We start from the raw sequence: 16,340 nt of genomic DNA, 5'->3' as shown, positions 1-16,340 counted from the left end.
GCCGCCCGTGCCCTCCCTGGTGCCGGCCGGGGCCCTGCCCGCCGCCCTGACGGCCACCCGGGCCCGGCCGCGGCGGCCGCTGCTGCGGCGCTCCGCTGCCGACGCCGAACGGGTTGTTGCCGACGCGCGGCTGCCGCGGTCCAGGCTTGGGTGCCTTCGGGCGCGGCGGGACCACACCTGCATCGCCGTCGCCGCCCTGCTTCGGGCGCGGCTTCGGACCGGGCTTGGGGCCCGATGCGGGCCTGTTCTCGGTCCTGGAGCCCGGCGCCGGCCGGGTCTCGGCCTTGGCAGCCGGGACCTGCTCGACCTGCTTGAACTCCGGCTCGGGCTTGGGGGTCGGCTTCGGACCCGGCTTGGGGCCGGGCTTGGGACGCTCACCGGCCGGCCCCTCGGGGCGCGGACCGGGCTTGGGTCCAGGCTTCGGCGCCGCCGCTTCGGCGCGGGACGGCCTGGGCTCTGCCGGAGCGGGCTTGCCGCCGCCGCTGGCGTCGCTCTTCTTCGACGCCGAGGGCTTGGCTAGCGCGTCGCGCAGCCTGCGCGCCACCGGGGCTTCCACGGTGGACGACGCGGACTTCACGTACTCGCCCTGCTCGGCGAGCTTGTTCAGAACTTCCTTGCTGGTAACACCGAGCTCTTTGGCGAGCTCATGTACGCGGGCCTTGCCTGCCACTGCTCTCCTCATCTGGGTGAGGCCGGGCGGCAGTCCCGCTCGACCTCGTCCTATCGCCGATGCGCGTTCATGGCTTCAGCTTCACGGCTGATTCATGACGGGTCGACCTGCTTTCCTTCAGTTGCCTGGCGCGGGACGGATCCCGCGTCGGTCATGTCTTGAGCTGCCGACTGCGGTTGCCCGGCACTCAGGTGGGCCTGCACGGCTGAGGTGTCCAGGGCTCCCGGCACACGCAGTGCACGCGGAAAAGCCCGGCGCCGCTCTGCCAGACGAAGGCACGCCGGATCGGGGTGCAGCCATGCTCCCCGGCCCGGTTGCCGACGTCGTGGATCAGGAACAGCGACGGGACCTGCCCGACCGACCTCAGCCACCACACGTAGCAGCTCAGAGGACGACGTCCGGGCACGACACCCCACGCAAGTACGCACCGGCCCACAGCTCTCGCCGCGTTCACCGGACACACGTGTGCGGATTGTCGCTCCCTTCGCGTCGAACCTCCTGTGATTCTAACCCGACGACGTTACTCGGCCGAACCCACGGTCGGCAGACCTTCCACCGCAGGGTCCAACCCGGACGCCTGCGCCGGGGGCTGGCCCGCCGCGCTGGTGGGTTCACCGGGGTCGGCGTCGCTGCGGATGTCGATCCGCCAGCCGGTCAGCCGCGCCGCCAGCCGGGCGTTCTGGCCTTCCTTGCCGATCGCCAGCGAAAGCTGGAAGTCCGGCACGACCACCCGAGCGGTCTTGGTCCGCTCGTCGACGACCTCCACCGAGACTACCTTGGCCGGTGACAGCGCGTTGCCGACGAAGGTGGCCGGGTCGTCCGAGTAGTCGATGATGTCGATCTTCTCGCCACCCAGCTCGCTCATCACGTTGCGCACCCGGGAGCCCATCGGCCCGATGCAGGCGCCCTTTGCGTTGACGCCGCTGACCGTCGAGCGCACCGCGATCTTGGAGCGGTGCCCGGCCTCCCGCGCCACCGCAGGGATCTCCACGGTGCCGTCGGCGATCTCCGGCACCTCCAGCGCGAACAGCCGCCGCACCAGGTTCGGGTGCGTGCGCGACAGCGTGATCTGCGGTCCGCGCGCGCTCCGGGACACCCCGACGACGTAGCACTTGATCCGGGTGCCGTGCTCGTAGTTCTCGCCAGGCACCTGCTCAGCGGCGGGAATCACACCTTCGCTGTCCCCGACCTGCACGATGACCATGCCACGGGAGTTGGCCCGGGCGTCGCGCTGGATGACGCCGCCGAGGATCTCACCTTCCTTGGTGGCGAACTCGCCGAAGGTCCGCTCGTGCTCGGCGTCGCGCAGGCGCTGCAGGATGACCTGCCGCGCGGTGGTCGCCGCGATCCGCCCGAAGCCCTCCGGGGTGTCGTCCCATTCCTCTTGCACGCTGCCGTCGGCGGCCAGGGTGTGCGCGATGACCCGCACGACACCGGTCTTGCGGTCCACCTCCACCCGCGCGTGCGACTGGTGTCCCTCGGTGTGGCGGTATGCGGTGAGCAGTGCCGATTCGATCGCTTCCAGGACCGTTTCGAACGGGATGTCCTTGTCGCGTTCGATCGCACGCAGCGCCGCGATGTCGACGTTCACCTCGACTCCTCCGTGTCTTCCCGGTCGTCCCCCGCTTGGGAAACGCCGCCCGCAGCCCGCTCCAGTTTGACCAAATCCTCCGCCGGTGGCTGCTGGAACTCCACCTCGACCACGGCGCGTTCGACATCACAGTAGGCCACCCGGCGCAGCTCGCCGCCGACCAGCACCGTGACGCCTTCATCATCGGCTTCACCGACCCGCGCCACCAACTTCTCGCCCTTCTCGCCGGTGAACTTGATCTTGACCAGCCGGTAGCGCGCCCGCCGCCAGTGCCGCGCGCGGGTCAGCGGCCGGTCCACGCCTGGCGAGGTGACTTCCAGCGTGTAGGAGCCGGCCAGGACGTGCTCGTGCGCGTCCAGCACCTCCGACACCGCGCGACTGACGTCGGAGATCTCGTCGAGCCCGACCCCGTCGTCGGAGTCGATGACGACCTTGATCAGCCGGCGGCGGCCGGCCTGCTGCACGTCGAACTCCTCCAGGTCGAAGCCCGTTCGAGCCACGGCCTCGGCTACGACGGGCTCCAGCTGCGCGGTGATCGCACCGTGCGGCGGGCTGGACACGTTGGCACTCCCTAAATTTCGATCGGGGTCTGTACAGACCTGGCAACATCGCGGCACCGGGTCGCGGGTCGGTCGGCCCGCGGTACCGACACGACCATCCTGCCCTTGCCAGCCGCGGTCGCCCAGGGTATCGCGTCCACACGCAGCCGAGCGCGGCGTGGGACCCCAACGATCGGCGGATCGAGTCGGCGACCATGCGGATCGCCACCGGCGGTGCCGAGGCGTTCGGCCTGGTGATCGCCTGGCAGGATAGGACGACGTGGAATCCCCCTCGCGAGCCAGGTCGGTGCTGGGGCGGCGGAGCGTGCTGCGGCTGTTCGCGGCCGTGCCAGCAGCCGCCGCGTTGACCGCGGCGTGCAGCTCGGCACTTGACGAGCCCGACCCGCTGTTGGCACTGGCGGCGGCGGCGAAATCCGACGCCCAGCTCGCGATGGCGATCGCGCAGTCGCATTCGGAACTGGCCGACACCGCCAACGAGATCGCCACCGTGCGGAGCGCGCACGCCAACGCGATGCAGCGCGAGATCGACCGACTGGCCCCACGCGACCCGAAAGACCCGCCGTCGGTGCCCGAACCGGCACCGAAGCAGGCCCCGGGATCGGCGAACGCAGCGGCGAAGGCGCTGCGCGATGCGCTGACCGGGGCGCAGGACGCGGCGGCCAAGCTGGTACCGGGGCTGCCGCCCTACCGAGCCGGGCTGGCGGGGTCGGTCTCGGCGAGCTGCGCGAGCCTGCGGGAGGTGCTCGGATGACCGAGCTTTCGGAGGAAGCGGGCAACGCGCTGCGCAGCGCGTTGAGCGCGGAGCACGCGGCCGTGTGGGTGTACGGGTTGGCGAGCGCGTTCGCGGGCGAACCCCGCGTGCGCAGTGCGATCGACGACGCGATGGAGCAGCACCAGAGGCTGCGCGACACCGCGGAGCGGACGCTCCGCGACGCGGCGCAGACGCCGGTGGCGGCTCAGCCGGCGTACTCCGTCGGGGAGCCGGTGAGCGGCCAGGAGGCGGCGATCGGGATGTTGGTCACGGCGGAGAACGACTGCGAGATCGGCTGGCGGTCGGTGTTGGAGAATACCGAGGACCCCGCGCTCCGAGGCATCGCGCTCGATGGCCTCACCACATCAGCGGTCCGGGCCACCCGCTGGCGGCTCACCATCGGCAGGCAACCGGCCGCACTACCCTTCCCCGGCCAGCCCTGACCTTCCCGGTCGACGACTCGGGTTCGCGGGTGGGCCCGTGGGCGGTTTTGCGGAATCGCAGGAACTGACCAGCGGAAACGCGGCGCTGCCGGGAGCTGACCGGGTCGCTTGGGACCTGCCGGGGTGCCCACGTGTCAGCGCGGGGTCTGCTCCTGAGGCCAGCCGAGCTTCAGGACTTCGCGGGTCACGTCGAGCAGGGTCGGGTCCTTCTTCGGCGTGTTCTTGTCGTAGTAGGCCGAGTCGCCGATCACCACCAGCCGGTCCTGGCGGTCCGAGGCGTAGGCGTCGTCGTCCAGCGTGGGCATGCCCTTGGTGCCGTCCCGGCCGTCGTCGACCAGGTCGCGGATGTTGCCAGTGCCGTCCTTGGTGGTCAGGTCGTTCAGCTGCTGCGCGGTCGCCGCATCCGGCATCAGGACGGTGACCAGCGAGGTCAGCACACGGGTGCCGTCGGGCAGCGTGGTGCTGTAAAGCGCCCGCGTGAGGTGCGTGCACTCCTGTTTCTGGAAGAAGCTCTTGATCTTGGCGGTGGAGACGTTCTGGCAGCCCTGGAACGCTTCTTCGCGGTGGATCGGCGTGAATTGGTAGCGCGGCAGGTCCGGTGTCGGCGCGGCCTCCTCGCCGCTGTCCGGCTTCAGCGTCAGCCAGATCAGGCCGGACAGCACCGCGACCACCAACAACCCGAGCCCCCGCAGCAGCCAGCTCGCTGGCGTGACGCGGCGCGGTTGCGCCACCGGGGCGGCCTGCCGACTCGTCGGCTGGTGCACCTGCGGTCGCGGCGCATCGGGTCGCGGCGGTTCGGGGTGGGACAGTTCGGCGCGGGACGGTTCGGGATGGGGAGGTTCGGGGTGGGGCGGCAGGTCCTGGCGGGGCAGCGCGGGGAACTCAGGCAGGGTGGCCTCTTCCGGTGGCACCGCCAGCGCGCGATCAGGCCTGATCAGCGAATTGTCGCGGCGCAGCGGCGTGGTTTCACGCTGCGTGTTGGCTTGTGCTCCTGTCATCTCTTCGGGCACACCTCGTCGGTCCGGCACGAGCACCAACGGTAGCGGGCGCGGATTACAAGACGGACACCCCTGATGTTCATCGCAACGCGAGCATCGCACGCTCGACGTCGGCACCAGTGTTGTAGAGGTGGAACGACAGCCTGGCCCGGCCCGCCCGCGCCGCGCAGGCGACCCCGGCCGCGGTGAGCTTGGACACGGCGTCGGGCACCTGCACCGACACGATCGCCGAGCCCGCAGCGGGCAGGTCCAGGGCCGTCCGGAACTCGTCGGCCAGCCCGACGCAGTGCTTGGCGACGGCCGTCATGTCGATCCCAGCCAGCCAGTCCATCGCCGCGGCCGCCCCGACCTGCGCCAACCACGTGGGCGAGAGGTCGAGCGCGCGGGCGCCGGCCGCCAGCCGCAGGGGCAGGCCGTAGGTGGAGCTCCACGGGTCCTGGCCCGCGTACCAGTTCGCACTGCTCGGCTGGATCTCGGGCGCATCCGGGTGGACCGCCAGCCAGGCGGCGCCGCGCGGCGACAGCAGCCACTTGTAGGCCGCACCCACGACCCAGTCGGCCCAATCGAGCTGCAACGGCAGCCAACCGAGTGCCTGCGTGACGTCGAGCAGCACCCTCGTCGAGTTCGCCGCGGCGATCTGCCGCAGGGCGTCGAGATCGACGATCCGGCCGTCGCTGGACTGCACGACGCTGACCGCGACCACGTCGTGATCGGCGGCGTGCTCGGCGATCTCGGACAGCTCGACCTCGGTCACCCGCACTCCCCTGTCCCGCTGCGCGGCGAAGGGGAAGACGACGCTGGTGAACTCGTTCGCGGCGACCAGCACGCGGGCCCCGGCCGGCAGGCTCGCGGCGACCAGGCCGACGAGTTGGGAGGCGGTAGCCCCGATCGCCACCCGGTCCGCGGTGGTGCCGATCAGGCGGGCGAACGCGGCCCGAGCGGTGGCCACGGCCGGGTCGAAGTCCTTCGGTCCGGCCAGGCCACTTCCCCAGCGCGCCACCGACTCGGCGACCGCGCGGGCCGCGTCAACGGGCGGGACGCCGATGCTCGCGGTGTTCAGGTAGCCGTCTGGGACGTCGAAGCTCGCACCGAATGCCTCTCGCATGCCCGCATCCTCGCACCGGCTGGGCCCATCCGGAACGGCTGCCTACGGTTGAACCCATGCACAGCGAGGAAATCGAGATCCGGACCGGCTCCGTGGAGGTCGTCTACGACCTGGGCGCGGAGTGCGACCGGTTCCTGCGTTCGGCCGGGGCCCGCGACGGGCTGCTCAACGTCTGGGTGCCGCACGCGACCGCCGGGCTGGCGATCATCGAGACCGGCGCGGGCAGCGACGATGACCTGCTCGCCGCGCTGCGGGACCTACTGCCCGCAGACGACCGCTGGCGGCACCGGCACGGTTCGCCGGGGCACGGCCGGGACCACGTGCTGCCCGCGTTCGTCCCGCCTTACGCGACGATCCCGGTGCTGGGCGGCGAGCTCGCGCTGGGCACCTGGCAGTCGGTGTGCCTGGTGGACACCAATGTGGACAATCCGGTCCGCCGTGTCCGCCTGAGCTTCCTACCCGGCTGAGCTCACTCATCCCGCGATGAGCGTTTTCATCCTGGCCGATCCGCAGCCGCGACGCTGGAAGTCGCAAGGTCCGGGGCTACCGCAAACGGCAAATCCGCCATAGCCCCCTCACACGCCGCGTATTTGGTCATGCACAAGTCCGGAATCCCGGAGTGGAGAAGGCCGCTGGTTCACGATCTTCCGGCTGGTCTACGCGGGCAACATCGGGCTTCCCACGGCTCTCACGACCACTGCCGTCACGGTCGGCTCCCTCATGCAGACGTTGACGATGCTCGGCAGCGGGGCGTTGTCCGACCGGCTCGGCAGCCGCCCGGTGGCGGTCACCGCCGCCATTGGACGTGCACTGTGGACGATCATCTTCTTCCCGTTCGTCGCGAGCCACGACCCGGCGTTGGTGTTCCTGGCAGTGGCGGTCGGCCCGCTGCTGCCTGGCACGATGATCGGGGCGCAATCCGCCTTCTAAGCCCAGCTTTTCGGCACTTCAGCGCGCTTTTCAGGTGTATCGGTGGGGTATCAGGCCGCCACGGTGCGCGCCGGTGCCGCCGCGCCGCTGGCGGGTGCGGCGCTGCTGCGGGCGGACGCGGCGCTGCTGCGGGCGGGTGCGGCGCTGCTGCGGGCGTCGCATTCGGCGATGCCGGTGGCGATCATGCTGGTCTGCTGCCTCGCGCTGACGGTGGTGGGCATGTCGATCGTCACGGAAACGGCCCGCAGCGACCTCGCGTCCTGACACCTGGCATGGCCCGTTCCGGGCGTTTAGCTGGCAGGATGGTGCGGTGACCCGACTCGTGCTGTGGGACATCGACCTGACGCTGATCGACGCCCGGGGCTTCGGCGCCCGCTGGTACCGCCGCGCGCTCGCGGACGTGACCGGCAAGGCGCTACAACGCATGCCGGACACCGCCGGCCGCACCGAGTTGGCAATCACCACCGACGTGCTGGAGATCCACGGCAGCACCCCCGACGAGCCCACGATCGCGGCCATGTTCGCGGCGCTGACCAGCGCGGTCGCCGAGACGCGCGACGAGCTGTCGCATCGCGGCAGCGCGCTGCCGGGAGCCGCGCGGGCGCTGACGGCGCTGGCGGCCGAGCCGAGGTTCACCCAGACGCTGGTCACCGGGAACCTCGCGGAAGTCGCCTTCCACAAGCTCGAATCGTTCGACCTGCACCACCACATCGACTTCGAGATCGGTGGTTTCGGCGCCGCCTCGATGCACCGCCACGACCTGATCGCCGACTCCGTCGCCAGGACCGAAGACCGCCACGGCAAGCCGATCTCTCCCGACTCCGTCGTGGTCGTCGGCGACACGCCGCACGACGTCGCGGGCGCGCTGCGCTTCGGCGCCGTCGCGGTCGGCGTGGCCACCGGCTCCAGCAGCGAGGACGACCTCCGCGAGGCCGGTGCACACGCCGTGCTGCCCACCCTCGCCGACACCGACGCGGTGCTCGCCGCGCTGTCGTGAGCTCACCCCGACGCCGCACCGAGCAGCATCCAGGCGGCGACGATCCCGACGCAGCAGTAGAACCAGATCGGGCAGAACGGTGGGCCGGTCGACGGCAACGATCGCGAAGCGGAAAGTGGGCACTTTCAGAAACGTGCTCTCCTGAACGCGGAATGGTGTGGTGCGGCCAGGCGAGGCGCTCTACGCCGGGCCGTCGCTACGCCTGGACGCGCACTCCGGTTCGGTGTCATGCCTGGCAGTCGGGGTCGACGAGGCGCTGGACGTGCTGATCGACGGCGCGAACTCGCGCGTTCTCAGCGCCTTCATCCCGCCCCGGCTGCCGAACCGCGAGCTGGGCCGACAACTGGCCGATCCTAACGCGGGGCGGCGCTGGGCGGAGCGCGCAGCAGGAGGGGCCCGGCCACTGTGGACGATCGGCCCCGGGAAGCGCTGGAGCTGCTGCGCGCCGACCCGGACCCGCCCGCCGAACGGCTGGCCGCCGCGACGACTGCGGCGGGGGGGTTCGCGAACCCCTCGCACTTCAGCACGGCTTTCCACGCGACGTTCGGACTGAGCCGATCCAGCCTGCTGGCCACCCCGGTGAAGATCCGCGTACCGACCCCGCTGAACGACCGGAGACTGTGAGTGGCTTCCGGCGCTATAAGGGTTCCGCCACGCAAGACGAGTTTGGAACAGCCACTACAGCACCGAAATCGCTCACGCGCCCCGGCCAGCCCAGATCCGCGGTCAGCCGCGGATGACCTCGATGAGGTGCGGCACGGCGTTGTCGGCCTCGACCTCCACGCGCTCGCCCGAACGCCGGTCGCGGACCTCGACGACGCCCTTGGCCAAGCCCTTGCCGACCACCAGGACCGTCGGCACCCCGAGGAGCTCGGAGTCGGCGAACTTCACACCCGGCGACACCGTCCGGTCGTCCAGGATCACCTGCACGCCGACCGTGTCGAGCTCGGCCGCGATGGCCTCGCCACGCTCCCGGATGCTCTCGTCCTTGCCCGCGATCACCACGTGCACGTCGGCGGGAGCCACCTCGCGCGGCCACACCAGGCCTTGCTCGTCGTGGCTCTGCTCGGCGATCGCGGCGACCAACCGCGAAACCCCGACGCCGTAGGAGCCCATTGTGATCCGCTTCGGCTTGCCGTCCTGGCCGAGCGCGTCCAGCGAGAACGCGTCGGCGTACTTGCGGCCGAGCTGGAAGATGTGGCCGATCTCGATACCGCGCGCGGCGACCAGGGTGCCCTGGCCGTCCGGGGACGGGTCGCCCTCGCGGACCTCGGCGGCCTCGATGGTGCCGTCCGGGGTGAAGTCCCGGCCGCACAGCAGGTCCACCACGTGGTGGTCGGCCTTGTCCGCGCCGGTGACCCAAGCCGTCCCGGTCACCACGCGCGGGTCGACCAGGTAGCGAACCCCGTTGTCCTGCAGCGCCTTCGGGCCGATGTAGCCCTTGACCAGGAACGGGTTGGCGGCGAAGTCGGCCTCCTCCAACAGCGCCACCTCGGCGGGCTCCAGCGAGGCCTCCAGCCGCTTCATGTCGACCTCGCGGTCCCCGGGCACGCCCACGGCCAGCAGCTCCCAATCCTGCGAGCCCGGCTGCCGGTTCTTGACCAGCACGTTCTTCAGCGTGTCGGCCGCGGTGAACTTGCGGTCGGTGTTGGCGTTGAGGAAGTCGACCAAGGTCTCGATGGTCGGCGTGTTCGGGGTGTGGTGGACCTCGGCGGCCGCCTTGCCCTCGATCGGCTCGACGGGCGGTACTGGGGTGACCACGGCCTCGACGTTGGCGGCGAAGCCCGACCCGGTGCTGCGGACGAAGGTGTCCTCACCGGTCTCGCTCTCGGCGAGGAACTCCTCGGACGCCGAGCCGCCCATCGCGCCGGAGGTGGCCGCGACGATCACGTAGCGCAGCCCGACCCGGTCGAAGATCCGGATGTAGGCGTCGCGGTGCAGCTGGTAGGAGTTGGCCAGCCCCTCGTCGTCCAGGTCGAAGGAGTAGGAGTCCTTCATGACGAACTCGCGGCCGCGCAGGATGCCGGCGCGGGGCCGCTCCTCGTCCCGGTATTTGGTCTGGATCTGGTACAGCATGACCGGGTAGTCCTTGTAGGAGCTGTACTCGCCCTTGACCGTGAGCGCGAAAAGCTCCTCGTGCGTCGGGCCGAGGAGGTAGTCGCCGCCCTTGCGGTCCTTCAACCGGAACAGGTTCGGGCCGTACTCGGTCCAGCGGCCGGTGGCCTCGTAGGGCTCCTTCGGCAGCAGCGCGGGGAAGTGGATCTCCTGCGCTCCGATCGCGTTCATCTCCTCGCGCACGATCTCCTCGATCTTGCGCAGCACCCGCAGGCCCAGCGGCAGCCACGAGTAGATGCCCGGCGCGATCCGGCGGACGTAGCCGGCGCGGACGAGCAGCTTGTGGCTCGGCACCTCGGCGTCGGCCGGATCCTCGCGCAGGGTACGCAGGAACAACGTCGACATCCTCGTGATCACGGCTACTAGCTCCTCATCCGGCCTGATTCGTCAACGGCAGGGTAGCGACCCACCCCGGGGTCACCACCAGCGGATTACCCGCGTCACCCGGCAGGTGTCGGGGTCGGCGCATATCTTCCGCGCTATGGCATTGAGTATCGGCATGGTGACGATCGACTGCGCATCGCCCCGGAAGCTGGCCGAGTTCTGGACGCAGGCTTTGGAGACCTCGGTCGTCTTCGACGACGAGAAGTTCGTGATGCTCGCCGCGAACAAAGAGGGCGGTGTGGCGCTCGCGCTGCAGCGGGTGCCCGAACCGCGCGCCGGGAAGAACCGGGCGCACGTGGACCTGGACACCGCCGACCGGCAGGCCGAGGTGCGCCGCCTCGTCGAGCTGGGGGCGACGGAGCTGGGCGAGCACGACGGGCCCGACGGCCTGCGGTGGACTGTGCTCGCGGACCCGGAGGGCAACGAATTCTGCGTCGCGAGCGGACACTGATCCGGTTGGCCCATTGTCGAGCCGCCGCGCTTGCGGTTACCCCGAAGTAGGTCCGTTTCGCGAGGGGCTCCGATGCCCGTTCAACAGGCCCGCACCGCCAACAACCGGTGGGCGGAACTCGGCCTCCGCACGCGACTGCGCGCGCAGGGCGCGCTGACCTGGTTCTCCGCCAAGCGCGGCGACCCGATGGCGCGCCTGCTGCACTCCCCGTGGCGGGACGACCCGTACCCGCTGTACCGGGAGATGCGCGAGCGGGGGCCGCTGGTGCGCAGTCGGCTCGGTGTGCTCGTCGCGACGACCCACCAGCTGTGCGACGAGGTGCTGCGGGACCGGCGGTTCGGCGTGCGCACCAGCGACGGCTCCTACGGCGACCCGCCCCCTGCTGCGCGCTGATCCGGGCATGGCGTCGGCGGTGGTCGAGGAGACGCTGCGCTGGGATCCACCCGTTCAGGTGACGATGCGGATCGCGCACGAGGACATGGAGCTCGCCGCCGTCGGCCACAGGCGGACACGCGAGCACCCCGACCCACAAGGTACCGACCCACAAGGTACCGACCCACGGGGTACCGCAATTTCAATGGAAATCGGACCATCGATTTCCATTGAAATTACGGAAGTTATCCACAAGGAACCCGATTTATCCACAGATTTTCGACGAGGTGTATCTGATCAGGAGTCTCACGCCTCTACATCTACATGACATCCCATTCGATCCCGCCCGAAATCGGCAATACCCCCCACAACCTCTTCCTCCGCTCCGAGGCCATCGCCGCGGGCATCAGCGACGGGCAGTTGCGGAGCAGTGCCTTCCGCAGGGTGCTGCACGGTGTCTACACCACCTGCGAAACCCCGCTGACGCACGAGCTCAAATGCGCTGCAGCGGCCATGACCTTGCCAAGCGGCGCGGTGATCACCGGCCGATCCGCCGCAACGCTGCGGGGCGTTCCGCTCGCGGACTTCAGGACTCCGGTCGAAGTGATCGTGCCGCGGAAGGACGGGATGCTTCGCAGGCAAGGACTGCGCTGCACCGCCGCCCGGGCCTTCGACTTCGAGCATTCGTCGTGGCACGGGGCAGGGGTGGCTGGATTCCCGCGCATTTCGTTCGACATGTTGAAGCAGCGTTCAATATCCCAAGCCGTCGGGTACTGCGACGCGCTGCTGCACTCGGGGAGCATCACGATCGAGGAGATCGCGGGCTTCCTGGTCGGCAGGAAGGATCACGGAATCGTCCGGGCGCGGATGCGACTCGAACTTCTCGACGGCCGCGCGGAGTCCGTACCGGAGTCGAACCTCCGCGTCGAACTCGTGCTGCGCGGCCTGCGCCCGGTTCCGCAGCTGGAGGTCTTCGATGGTGACGGGTTCGTCGCCCGGGTAGACCTCGGCTTCGAGGCGGCCCGGGTTGCGGTCGAGTACGACGGGGGATGGCATGCGGACCCGGCCCAGATCAAGCGCGACGAGATCCGGCGGAACCGTCTCAGGCGTCTCGGCTGGGTCGTCATCGTCGTGACGAACGACCAGCTTCGAGAAGGTTTCGACGAGGTCTTTGCGAGGATCGAGGCCGCGCTGAAACATCAGTACGCAATCGAAGGTCCGATTTCAATGGAAATTGCGTGAGCCTCGGGGGTGCACGGGGCTCGTCGGCGTTGGGTTGGGGCCGCTTACCCTGGTGGGGTGTTGGTTCTGCTTCCTCCTTCGGAGACCAAGTCGGTCGGCGGGTCGGGCTCGCCGCTGGACCTGGACGGCCTGTCGCACCCGGAGTTGACTCCCACGAGGCGGAAGCTGATCGAGGCACTGTCCACTTTGGCCGACGACGTGCCCGCCAGTCTGGAGGCGCTCGGGCTGTCGGAGCGGCAGGTCGACGAGGTCCGGCGCAACTCCGAGCTCTGGGATTCGCCCACCGCGCCGGCCTTGGAGCGCTACACCGGGGTGCTCTACGACGCCCTCGCCGTGCGTTCGCTGTCGGCGGTGGAACGCAAGCAGGCCGATGCTCGGCTCGCCGTCGCCTCTGCGCTGTTCGGCATCGTGCACGGCACGGACTCGATTCCGGCCTACCGGCTCTCCGGCGGCAGTCCGCTGCCCGGCCTGGGCACCTTGCGCGGCGCGTGGCGGCCGGCGCTGGAGCCGGTGCTGGCCGCGGCCGATGGCCTCGTCGTCGACCTGAGGTCCGGGGCTTACGCCGCGTTGGCCAGGGTTCCCAGCGCCGTGGAGGTGCGCGTGCTGTCTGAGGACGCGACGGGCAAGCGCAAGGTGGTCAGCCACCACAACAAGGCGCACAAGGGGAAGCTGGCGCGGGCGCTCGCCCAGTCGCCGGACGAGCCCGCCGAGGTCGAGGACGTCATCGACGTGGCCAACGACGCCGGCCTGCGCGTGGAGCGCGAAGGCACCCGCAAGCTCTGCGTCGTCGTTCAAGCCTGAACGCCTGCCGCTGAACTCGGCTAGTTCCAGCGAAAATCAGGCCCCGCGAAAAATCAGTTGCAGCTGCGGGCGCTGATCGTCGAGACTTGTCCGCGAGCTGACACAGCACGAGGAGGGAGGTTCGCCACGGTGGCCGTTGCAACGGTTGGGCGCGGAGTTTTCGCGCGCGATGACACCCGAACCCTTATCCCTCCGCCGCCCATGCGCTGAAGCAGCGGTGCCCGGCGGAGGTCCCGCCTGAGGAGCACCAGACTTGTCTTCGTACGACGCATACGACCCGAATCTGTTCCGCACCACGAAACCGACCAAGAACCGCAACAAGAAGCAGCCGAAAAGGCCCCGGTTCGACGACGAGCCGATGCGACGCGGCCGACTCACCGAGGAAGAACGCGAACGGCTCGCCGTGCTGCGCGACGAGCCCGAGCCACAACCGCTACCCGACGACGCCGACCGGTGGTCCACATGGGACACCGGGGAACGCGGTCCGCAGCCGCGCCCGTCCTGGCTGGTGACCGAGCTGGCGGCGGTCGACCATGAGCTGGGAGTCCTGAAGACCGGTAAGGAAGCCGACGTGCACTTGCTTCGCAGGTCGGTGCCCGGCGGGTCCTCCTGCTTGCTCGCCGCGAAGCGGTACCGGGACATGGACCACCGCATGTTCCACCGCGACGCGGGCTACCTGGAAGGCCGACGGATGCGCAAGTCCCGCGAGATGCGGGCGATGCAGCAACGCAGCTCGTTCGGCCGCGGCATGATCGCGCAGCAGTGGGCGGTGGCGGAGTTCTCCGTGCTGTCGTCGCTGTGGGCTGCCGGTGCGCCGGTGCCCTATCCCGTGCAGCGCGTCGGCACCGAGCTCCTGCTGGAGTTCCTGGGCTCCGCCGACGGCACGGCGGCCCCGCGCCTCGCGGCGCTGCGCCCGACGCCGGACGAGCTCACCGAGCTCTGGTTGCAACTCGTCGACGCGCTCGTGGTGTTGGCCGAACAGGGGTTCACGCACGGCGACCTGTCGGCTTACAACGTGCTGGTGCACGACGGTCGGCTGATGTTGATCGACCTGCCGCAGGCGGTCGACCTGGCGGCGAATCCGCTGGGGCCTACCTACCTTCGACGTGACGCGGACAACATCGCCGGCTGGTTCCGCGCCCGCGGCGCCGACGAGCACCGGGCCGACCCGGAGGAACTCGCGGTTCTCCTTGCCACAGCGGGAAATCTGATGTGATCGTGGTCTCAGCGCCGGGTCCGGCCGCCGCGTACGCCAGCCACCGGCGACCGTGCGCGATCGGCTAGACTCGGCGCCGAACCGGCCGGGAGGAGAACCACCGGCCCAACCGCGAGTCGACGGACTCGAAATCCACCTATCGGCGCGAACGCGCCGGGCTCGTCCTTGAGATCGCACGCGGCCCCCCGCGAAGCCTCCCCGTGACGCGCCGTCTTCCGGGAGTTTCTTCGTGTCACCAAGTTCGTACACCACGCCCGCGCGCTCGTCCCGCCGACCCCGCCGACGCCGCCCACAGGCGCAGCAGCCTGCGCCGAAGCGGAGCCTGTTCGACGAGGTCGGCGTCACAGCCGTCGACCCGGCGCCCTTCGACCAGCTCGGGCTGCCCAACCGCCTGGTGCGCGCCCTCGCGGACAACGGGATGGTCGAGGCGTTCCCGATCCAGGCGGCGACCATCCCGGACGCGTTGACCGGCCGCGACGTGCTCGGCCGGGGCCAGACCGGGTCAGGCAAGACGCTCGCCTTCGGCCTGCCCCTGCTGGCGATGCAGCGGGGCAACGCCCGCCCGCTGCACCCGCGCGGGCTGGTGCTGGTACCCACCCGCGAACTGGCCACGCAGGTCACGGACGCGCTCAAGCCGCTGGCCAAGGCGCTCGGGTTCTACGTCCGCGAGGTCGTCGGCGGCACGTCGTTCACCAGGCAGGCCGATACGCTGCGCCGGGGCGTGGACGTGCTCGTCGCGACGCCCGGCCGCCTGGCCGACCACGTGCGCCAAGGCACCTGCGTGCTGTCCGAAGTGGAGCGGACCGCGCTCGACGAGGCCGACCAGATGGCGGACATGGGCTTCCTGCCGCAGGTCCGGGAACTGCTCGACCTGGTGCCCGCCGACGGCCAGCGCCTGCTGTTCTCCGCGACGCTGGACGGCGACGTCGACAAGCTGGTCGAGCGCTACATGACCAACCCGGTGGTGCACTCGCTCGCGCCCCCGGCGGCGAGCGTGGACAGCATGGAGCACCACCAGTTCCTGGTGTCCGCAGCCGAGAAGCAGGCTGTGCTCGCCCGCATCGCGGCCCGCGAGGGCCGCACGATCATGTTCGTGCGCACCAAGCACCATGCTGACCGCCTGGCGAAGAAGCTGCGCGCGGTCGGAATCCGCGCCGGGGCACTGCACGGCGGCAAGGCCCAGAACGCGCGAACCCGCATCCTCGACGAGTTCAAGAGCGGCGAGACCGAAACCCTGGTGGCGACGAACGTCGCGGCGCGCGGCATCCACGTCGACGACGTCAGCCTCGTGGTGCACGTTGAACCCCCGGCCGACCCCAAGGACTACCTGCACCGAGCGGGCCGCACGGCCCGAGCGGGCGCGACCGGCACTGTCGTCACCCTGGTCACCGACGACCAGAAGCAGGCCTTCCGAACCATGACGAACCAAGCCGGCGTGACGGCCACGACCACCACAGTCAGCCCGGAAGACGCCGAACTGGCGCGCCTGACCGGCGCCCGCGAGCCCAACGGCGTCGCCATCGCCACCCCGAAACGCGAAGCACCGCGCAGCCGCAGTGCGCAGCAGCGCGAGCGCGGTACGCAGCACGGCGAAGCGCGGCGTAGCCGTGGCGCGAAGCAAGGTGAAGCGTCGCGCGGGCGCGACGCGGGCGGAGCGCAGCGCTCGTCCCACGAGCCCGGCGAACGCCGGGGCGAGCCCCGCGGGCGCGGGCCG

At 70.3% G+C, this 16,340-nt stretch carries 20 protein-coding genes; 13 read left to right on the top strand and 7 right to left on the bottom strand.

Annotated elements, in window-relative coordinates:
* The 4 genes from SSPN_RS42130 to rimP all read right to left on the bottom strand — a co-directional run.
* Positions 1-670 (bottom strand): translation initiation factor IF-2 N-terminal domain-containing protein (locus tag SSPN_RS42130; protein ID WP_010306301.1); only part of this gene is annotated, 670 nt, incomplete at its 3' end.
* Between the two features lie 92 nt (positions 671-762).
* A complete protein-coding gene (locus SSPN_RS50260; protein WP_237710422.1) occupies positions 763-1,041 on the bottom strand; it encodes a YlxR family protein in 279 nt (92 codons plus the stop codon).
* A gap of 149 nt (positions 1,042-1,190) precedes the next feature.
* The gene (gene nusA, locus SSPN_RS0102490) at positions 1,191-2,261 is read right to left on the bottom strand and encodes a transcription termination factor NusA (RefSeq protein ID WP_010306297.1); all 1,071 of its coding nucleotides are present in this window, start codon (positions 2,259-2,261) and stop codon (positions 1,191-1,193) included.
* Positions 2,258-2,821: a ribosome maturation factor RimP gene (gene rimP / locus SSPN_RS0102485; RefSeq protein WP_010306296.1), complete on the bottom strand. Its 564-nt coding sequence runs from the start codon at positions 2,819-2,821 to the stop codon at positions 2,258-2,260. The genes nusA and rimP overlap by 4 nt, the downstream gene beginning before the upstream one ends.
* Before the next feature lie 259 nt (positions 2,822-3,080).
* Here rimP and SSPN_RS0102480 point away from each other — a divergent pair, with 259 nt between their 5' ends.
* On the top strand, positions 3,081-3,572 hold the full coding sequence (locus SSPN_RS0102480) for a hypothetical protein (RefSeq protein ID WP_029534894.1): 492 nt from the start codon (positions 3,081-3,083) through the stop codon (positions 3,570-3,572).
* Entirely contained in the window at positions 3,569-4,015 is a 447-nt protein-coding gene (locus SSPN_RS0102475) for a ferritin-like domain-containing protein (RefSeq protein ID WP_010306292.1), read from the top strand. The genes SSPN_RS0102480 and SSPN_RS0102475 overlap by 4 nt, the downstream gene beginning before the upstream one ends.
* Before the next feature lie 134 nt (positions 4,016-4,149).
* On the opposite strand, the gene SSPN_RS42125 is transcribed toward SSPN_RS0102475, so the two are convergent.
* Positions 4,150-5,013 (bottom strand): hypothetical protein, encoded by an 864-nt coding sequence (locus SSPN_RS42125; RefSeq protein WP_101377065.1) that lies wholly within the window; start codon positions 5,011-5,013, stop codon positions 4,150-4,152.
* A gap of 79 nt (positions 5,014-5,092) precedes the next feature.
* Positions 5,093-6,118, bottom strand: coding sequence for an aminotransferase class V-fold PLP-dependent enzyme (locus SSPN_RS0102465; RefSeq protein WP_010306286.1), 1,026 nt, complete (start codon positions 6,116-6,118; stop codon positions 5,093-5,095).
* Between the two features lie 56 nt (positions 6,119-6,174).
* Between SSPN_RS0102465 and SSPN_RS0102460 the strand changes: the two genes are divergently transcribed.
* The 5 genes from SSPN_RS0102460 (at position 6,175) to SSPN_RS59150 (ending at position 8,669) form a co-directional block, all read left to right on the top strand.
* Positions 6,175-6,585, top strand: a complete 411-nt coding sequence (locus SSPN_RS0102460) for a YjbQ family protein (protein ID WP_010306284.1) — start codon at positions 6,175-6,177, stop codon at positions 6,583-6,585.
* Between the two features lie 253 nt (positions 6,586-6,838).
* The gene (locus tag SSPN_RS56390) at positions 6,839-7,048 is read left to right on the top strand and encodes a hypothetical protein (protein ID WP_029534893.1); all 210 of its coding nucleotides are present in this window, start codon (positions 6,839-6,841) and stop codon (positions 7,046-7,048) included.
* Positions 7,049-7,090: 42 nt separating this feature from the next.
* Positions 7,091-7,312, top strand: coding sequence for a hypothetical protein (locus tag SSPN_RS56385; protein ID WP_010306280.1), 222 nt, complete (start codon positions 7,091-7,093; stop codon positions 7,310-7,312).
* Between the two features lie 46 nt (positions 7,313-7,358).
* A complete protein-coding gene (locus SSPN_RS0102445; RefSeq protein WP_010306278.1) occupies positions 7,359-8,045 on the top strand; it encodes an HAD family hydrolase in 687 nt (228 codons plus the stop codon).
* A gap of 405 nt (positions 8,046-8,450) precedes the next feature.
* Positions 8,451-8,669, top strand: a complete 219-nt coding sequence (locus tag SSPN_RS59150) for a hypothetical protein (protein WP_010306275.1) — start codon at positions 8,451-8,453, stop codon at positions 8,667-8,669.
* 102 nt (positions 8,670-8,771) lie between these two features.
* On the opposite strand, the gene SSPN_RS0102435 is transcribed toward SSPN_RS59150, so the two are convergent.
* Positions 8,772-10,517, bottom strand: a complete 1,746-nt coding sequence (locus SSPN_RS0102435; protein WP_010306272.1) for a proline--tRNA ligase — start codon at positions 10,515-10,517, stop codon at positions 8,772-8,774.
* A 124-nt stretch (positions 10,518-10,641) separates the two neighbouring features.
* On the opposite strand from SSPN_RS0102435, the gene SSPN_RS0102430 reads away from it, so the two are divergent.
* The 6 genes from SSPN_RS0102430 to SSPN_RS0102405 form a co-directional block, all read left to right on the top strand.
* On the top strand, positions 10,642-10,995 hold the full coding sequence (locus tag SSPN_RS0102430) for a VOC family protein (RefSeq protein ID WP_029534892.1): 354 nt from the start codon (positions 10,642-10,644) through the stop codon (positions 10,993-10,995).
* A 72-nt stretch (positions 10,996-11,067) separates the two neighbouring features.
* Positions 11,068-11,388 (top strand): cytochrome p450-like enzyme, encoded by a 321-nt coding sequence (locus SSPN_RS0102425; RefSeq protein ID WP_010306265.1) that lies wholly within the window; start codon positions 11,068-11,070, stop codon positions 11,386-11,388.
* A 303-nt stretch (positions 11,389-11,691) separates the two neighbouring features.
* Positions 11,692-12,609: an endonuclease domain-containing protein gene (locus SSPN_RS42115; RefSeq protein WP_010306261.1), complete on the top strand. Its 918-nt coding sequence runs from the start codon at positions 11,692-11,694 to the stop codon at positions 12,607-12,609.
* A 57-nt stretch (positions 12,610-12,666) separates the two neighbouring features.
* The gene (yaaA, locus tag SSPN_RS0102415) at positions 12,667-13,410 is read left to right on the top strand and encodes a peroxide stress protein YaaA (RefSeq protein WP_010306258.1); all 744 of its coding nucleotides are present in this window, start codon (positions 12,667-12,669) and stop codon (positions 13,408-13,410) included.
* A 253-nt stretch (positions 13,411-13,663) separates the two neighbouring features.
* The gene (locus SSPN_RS0102410) at positions 13,664-14,626 is read left to right on the top strand and encodes a serine protein kinase RIO (RefSeq protein ID WP_010306255.1); all 963 of its coding nucleotides are present in this window, start codon (positions 13,664-13,666) and stop codon (positions 14,624-14,626) included.
* A gap of 229 nt (positions 14,627-14,855) precedes the next feature.
* Positions 14,856-16,340 (top strand): DEAD/DEAH box helicase (locus SSPN_RS0102405; protein WP_010306252.1); only part of this gene is annotated, 1,485 nt, incomplete at its 3' end.

Source organism: Saccharopolyspora spinosa NRRL 18395, from assembly GCF_000194155.1.
Classification (GTDB): domain Bacteria; phylum Actinomycetota; class Actinomycetes; order Mycobacteriales; family Pseudonocardiaceae; genus Saccharopolyspora; species Saccharopolyspora spinosa.
This window is presented reverse-complemented; position numbering and strand designations above follow the sequence as displayed.

Bases quoted from the DNA above. Each gene is read 5' to 3' on its own strand.
- SSPN_RS0102465 (WP_010306286.1), bottom strand. From the start codon at position 6,118: ATGCGAGAGGCATTCGGTGCGAGCTTCGACGTCCCAGACGGCTACCTG.
- SSPN_RS56390 (WP_029534893.1), top strand. From the start codon at position 6,839: ATGCAGACGTTGACGATGCTCGGCAGCGGGGCGTTGTCCGACCGGCTC.
- SSPN_RS0102460 (WP_010306284.1), top strand. From the start codon at position 6,175: ATGCACAGCGAGGAAATCGAGATCCGGACCGGCTCCGTGGAGGTCGTC.
- SSPN_RS42115 (WP_010306261.1), top strand. From the start codon at position 11,692: ATGACATCCCATTCGATCCCGCCCGAAATCGGCAATACCCCCCACAAC.
- SSPN_RS0102430 (WP_029534892.1), top strand. From the start codon at position 10,642: ATGGCATTGAGTATCGGCATGGTGACGATCGACTGCGCATCGCCCCGG.
- SSPN_RS0102475 (WP_010306292.1), top strand. From the start codon at position 3,569: ATGACCGAGCTTTCGGAGGAAGCGGGCAACGCGCTGCGCAGCGCGTTG.
- SSPN_RS42125 (WP_101377065.1), bottom strand. From the start codon at position 5,013: ATGACAGGAGCACAAGCCAACACGCAGCGTGAAACCACGCCGCTGCGC.
- SSPN_RS0102425 (WP_010306265.1), top strand. From the start codon at position 11,068: ATGCCCGTTCAACAGGCCCGCACCGCCAACAACCGGTGGGCGGAACTC.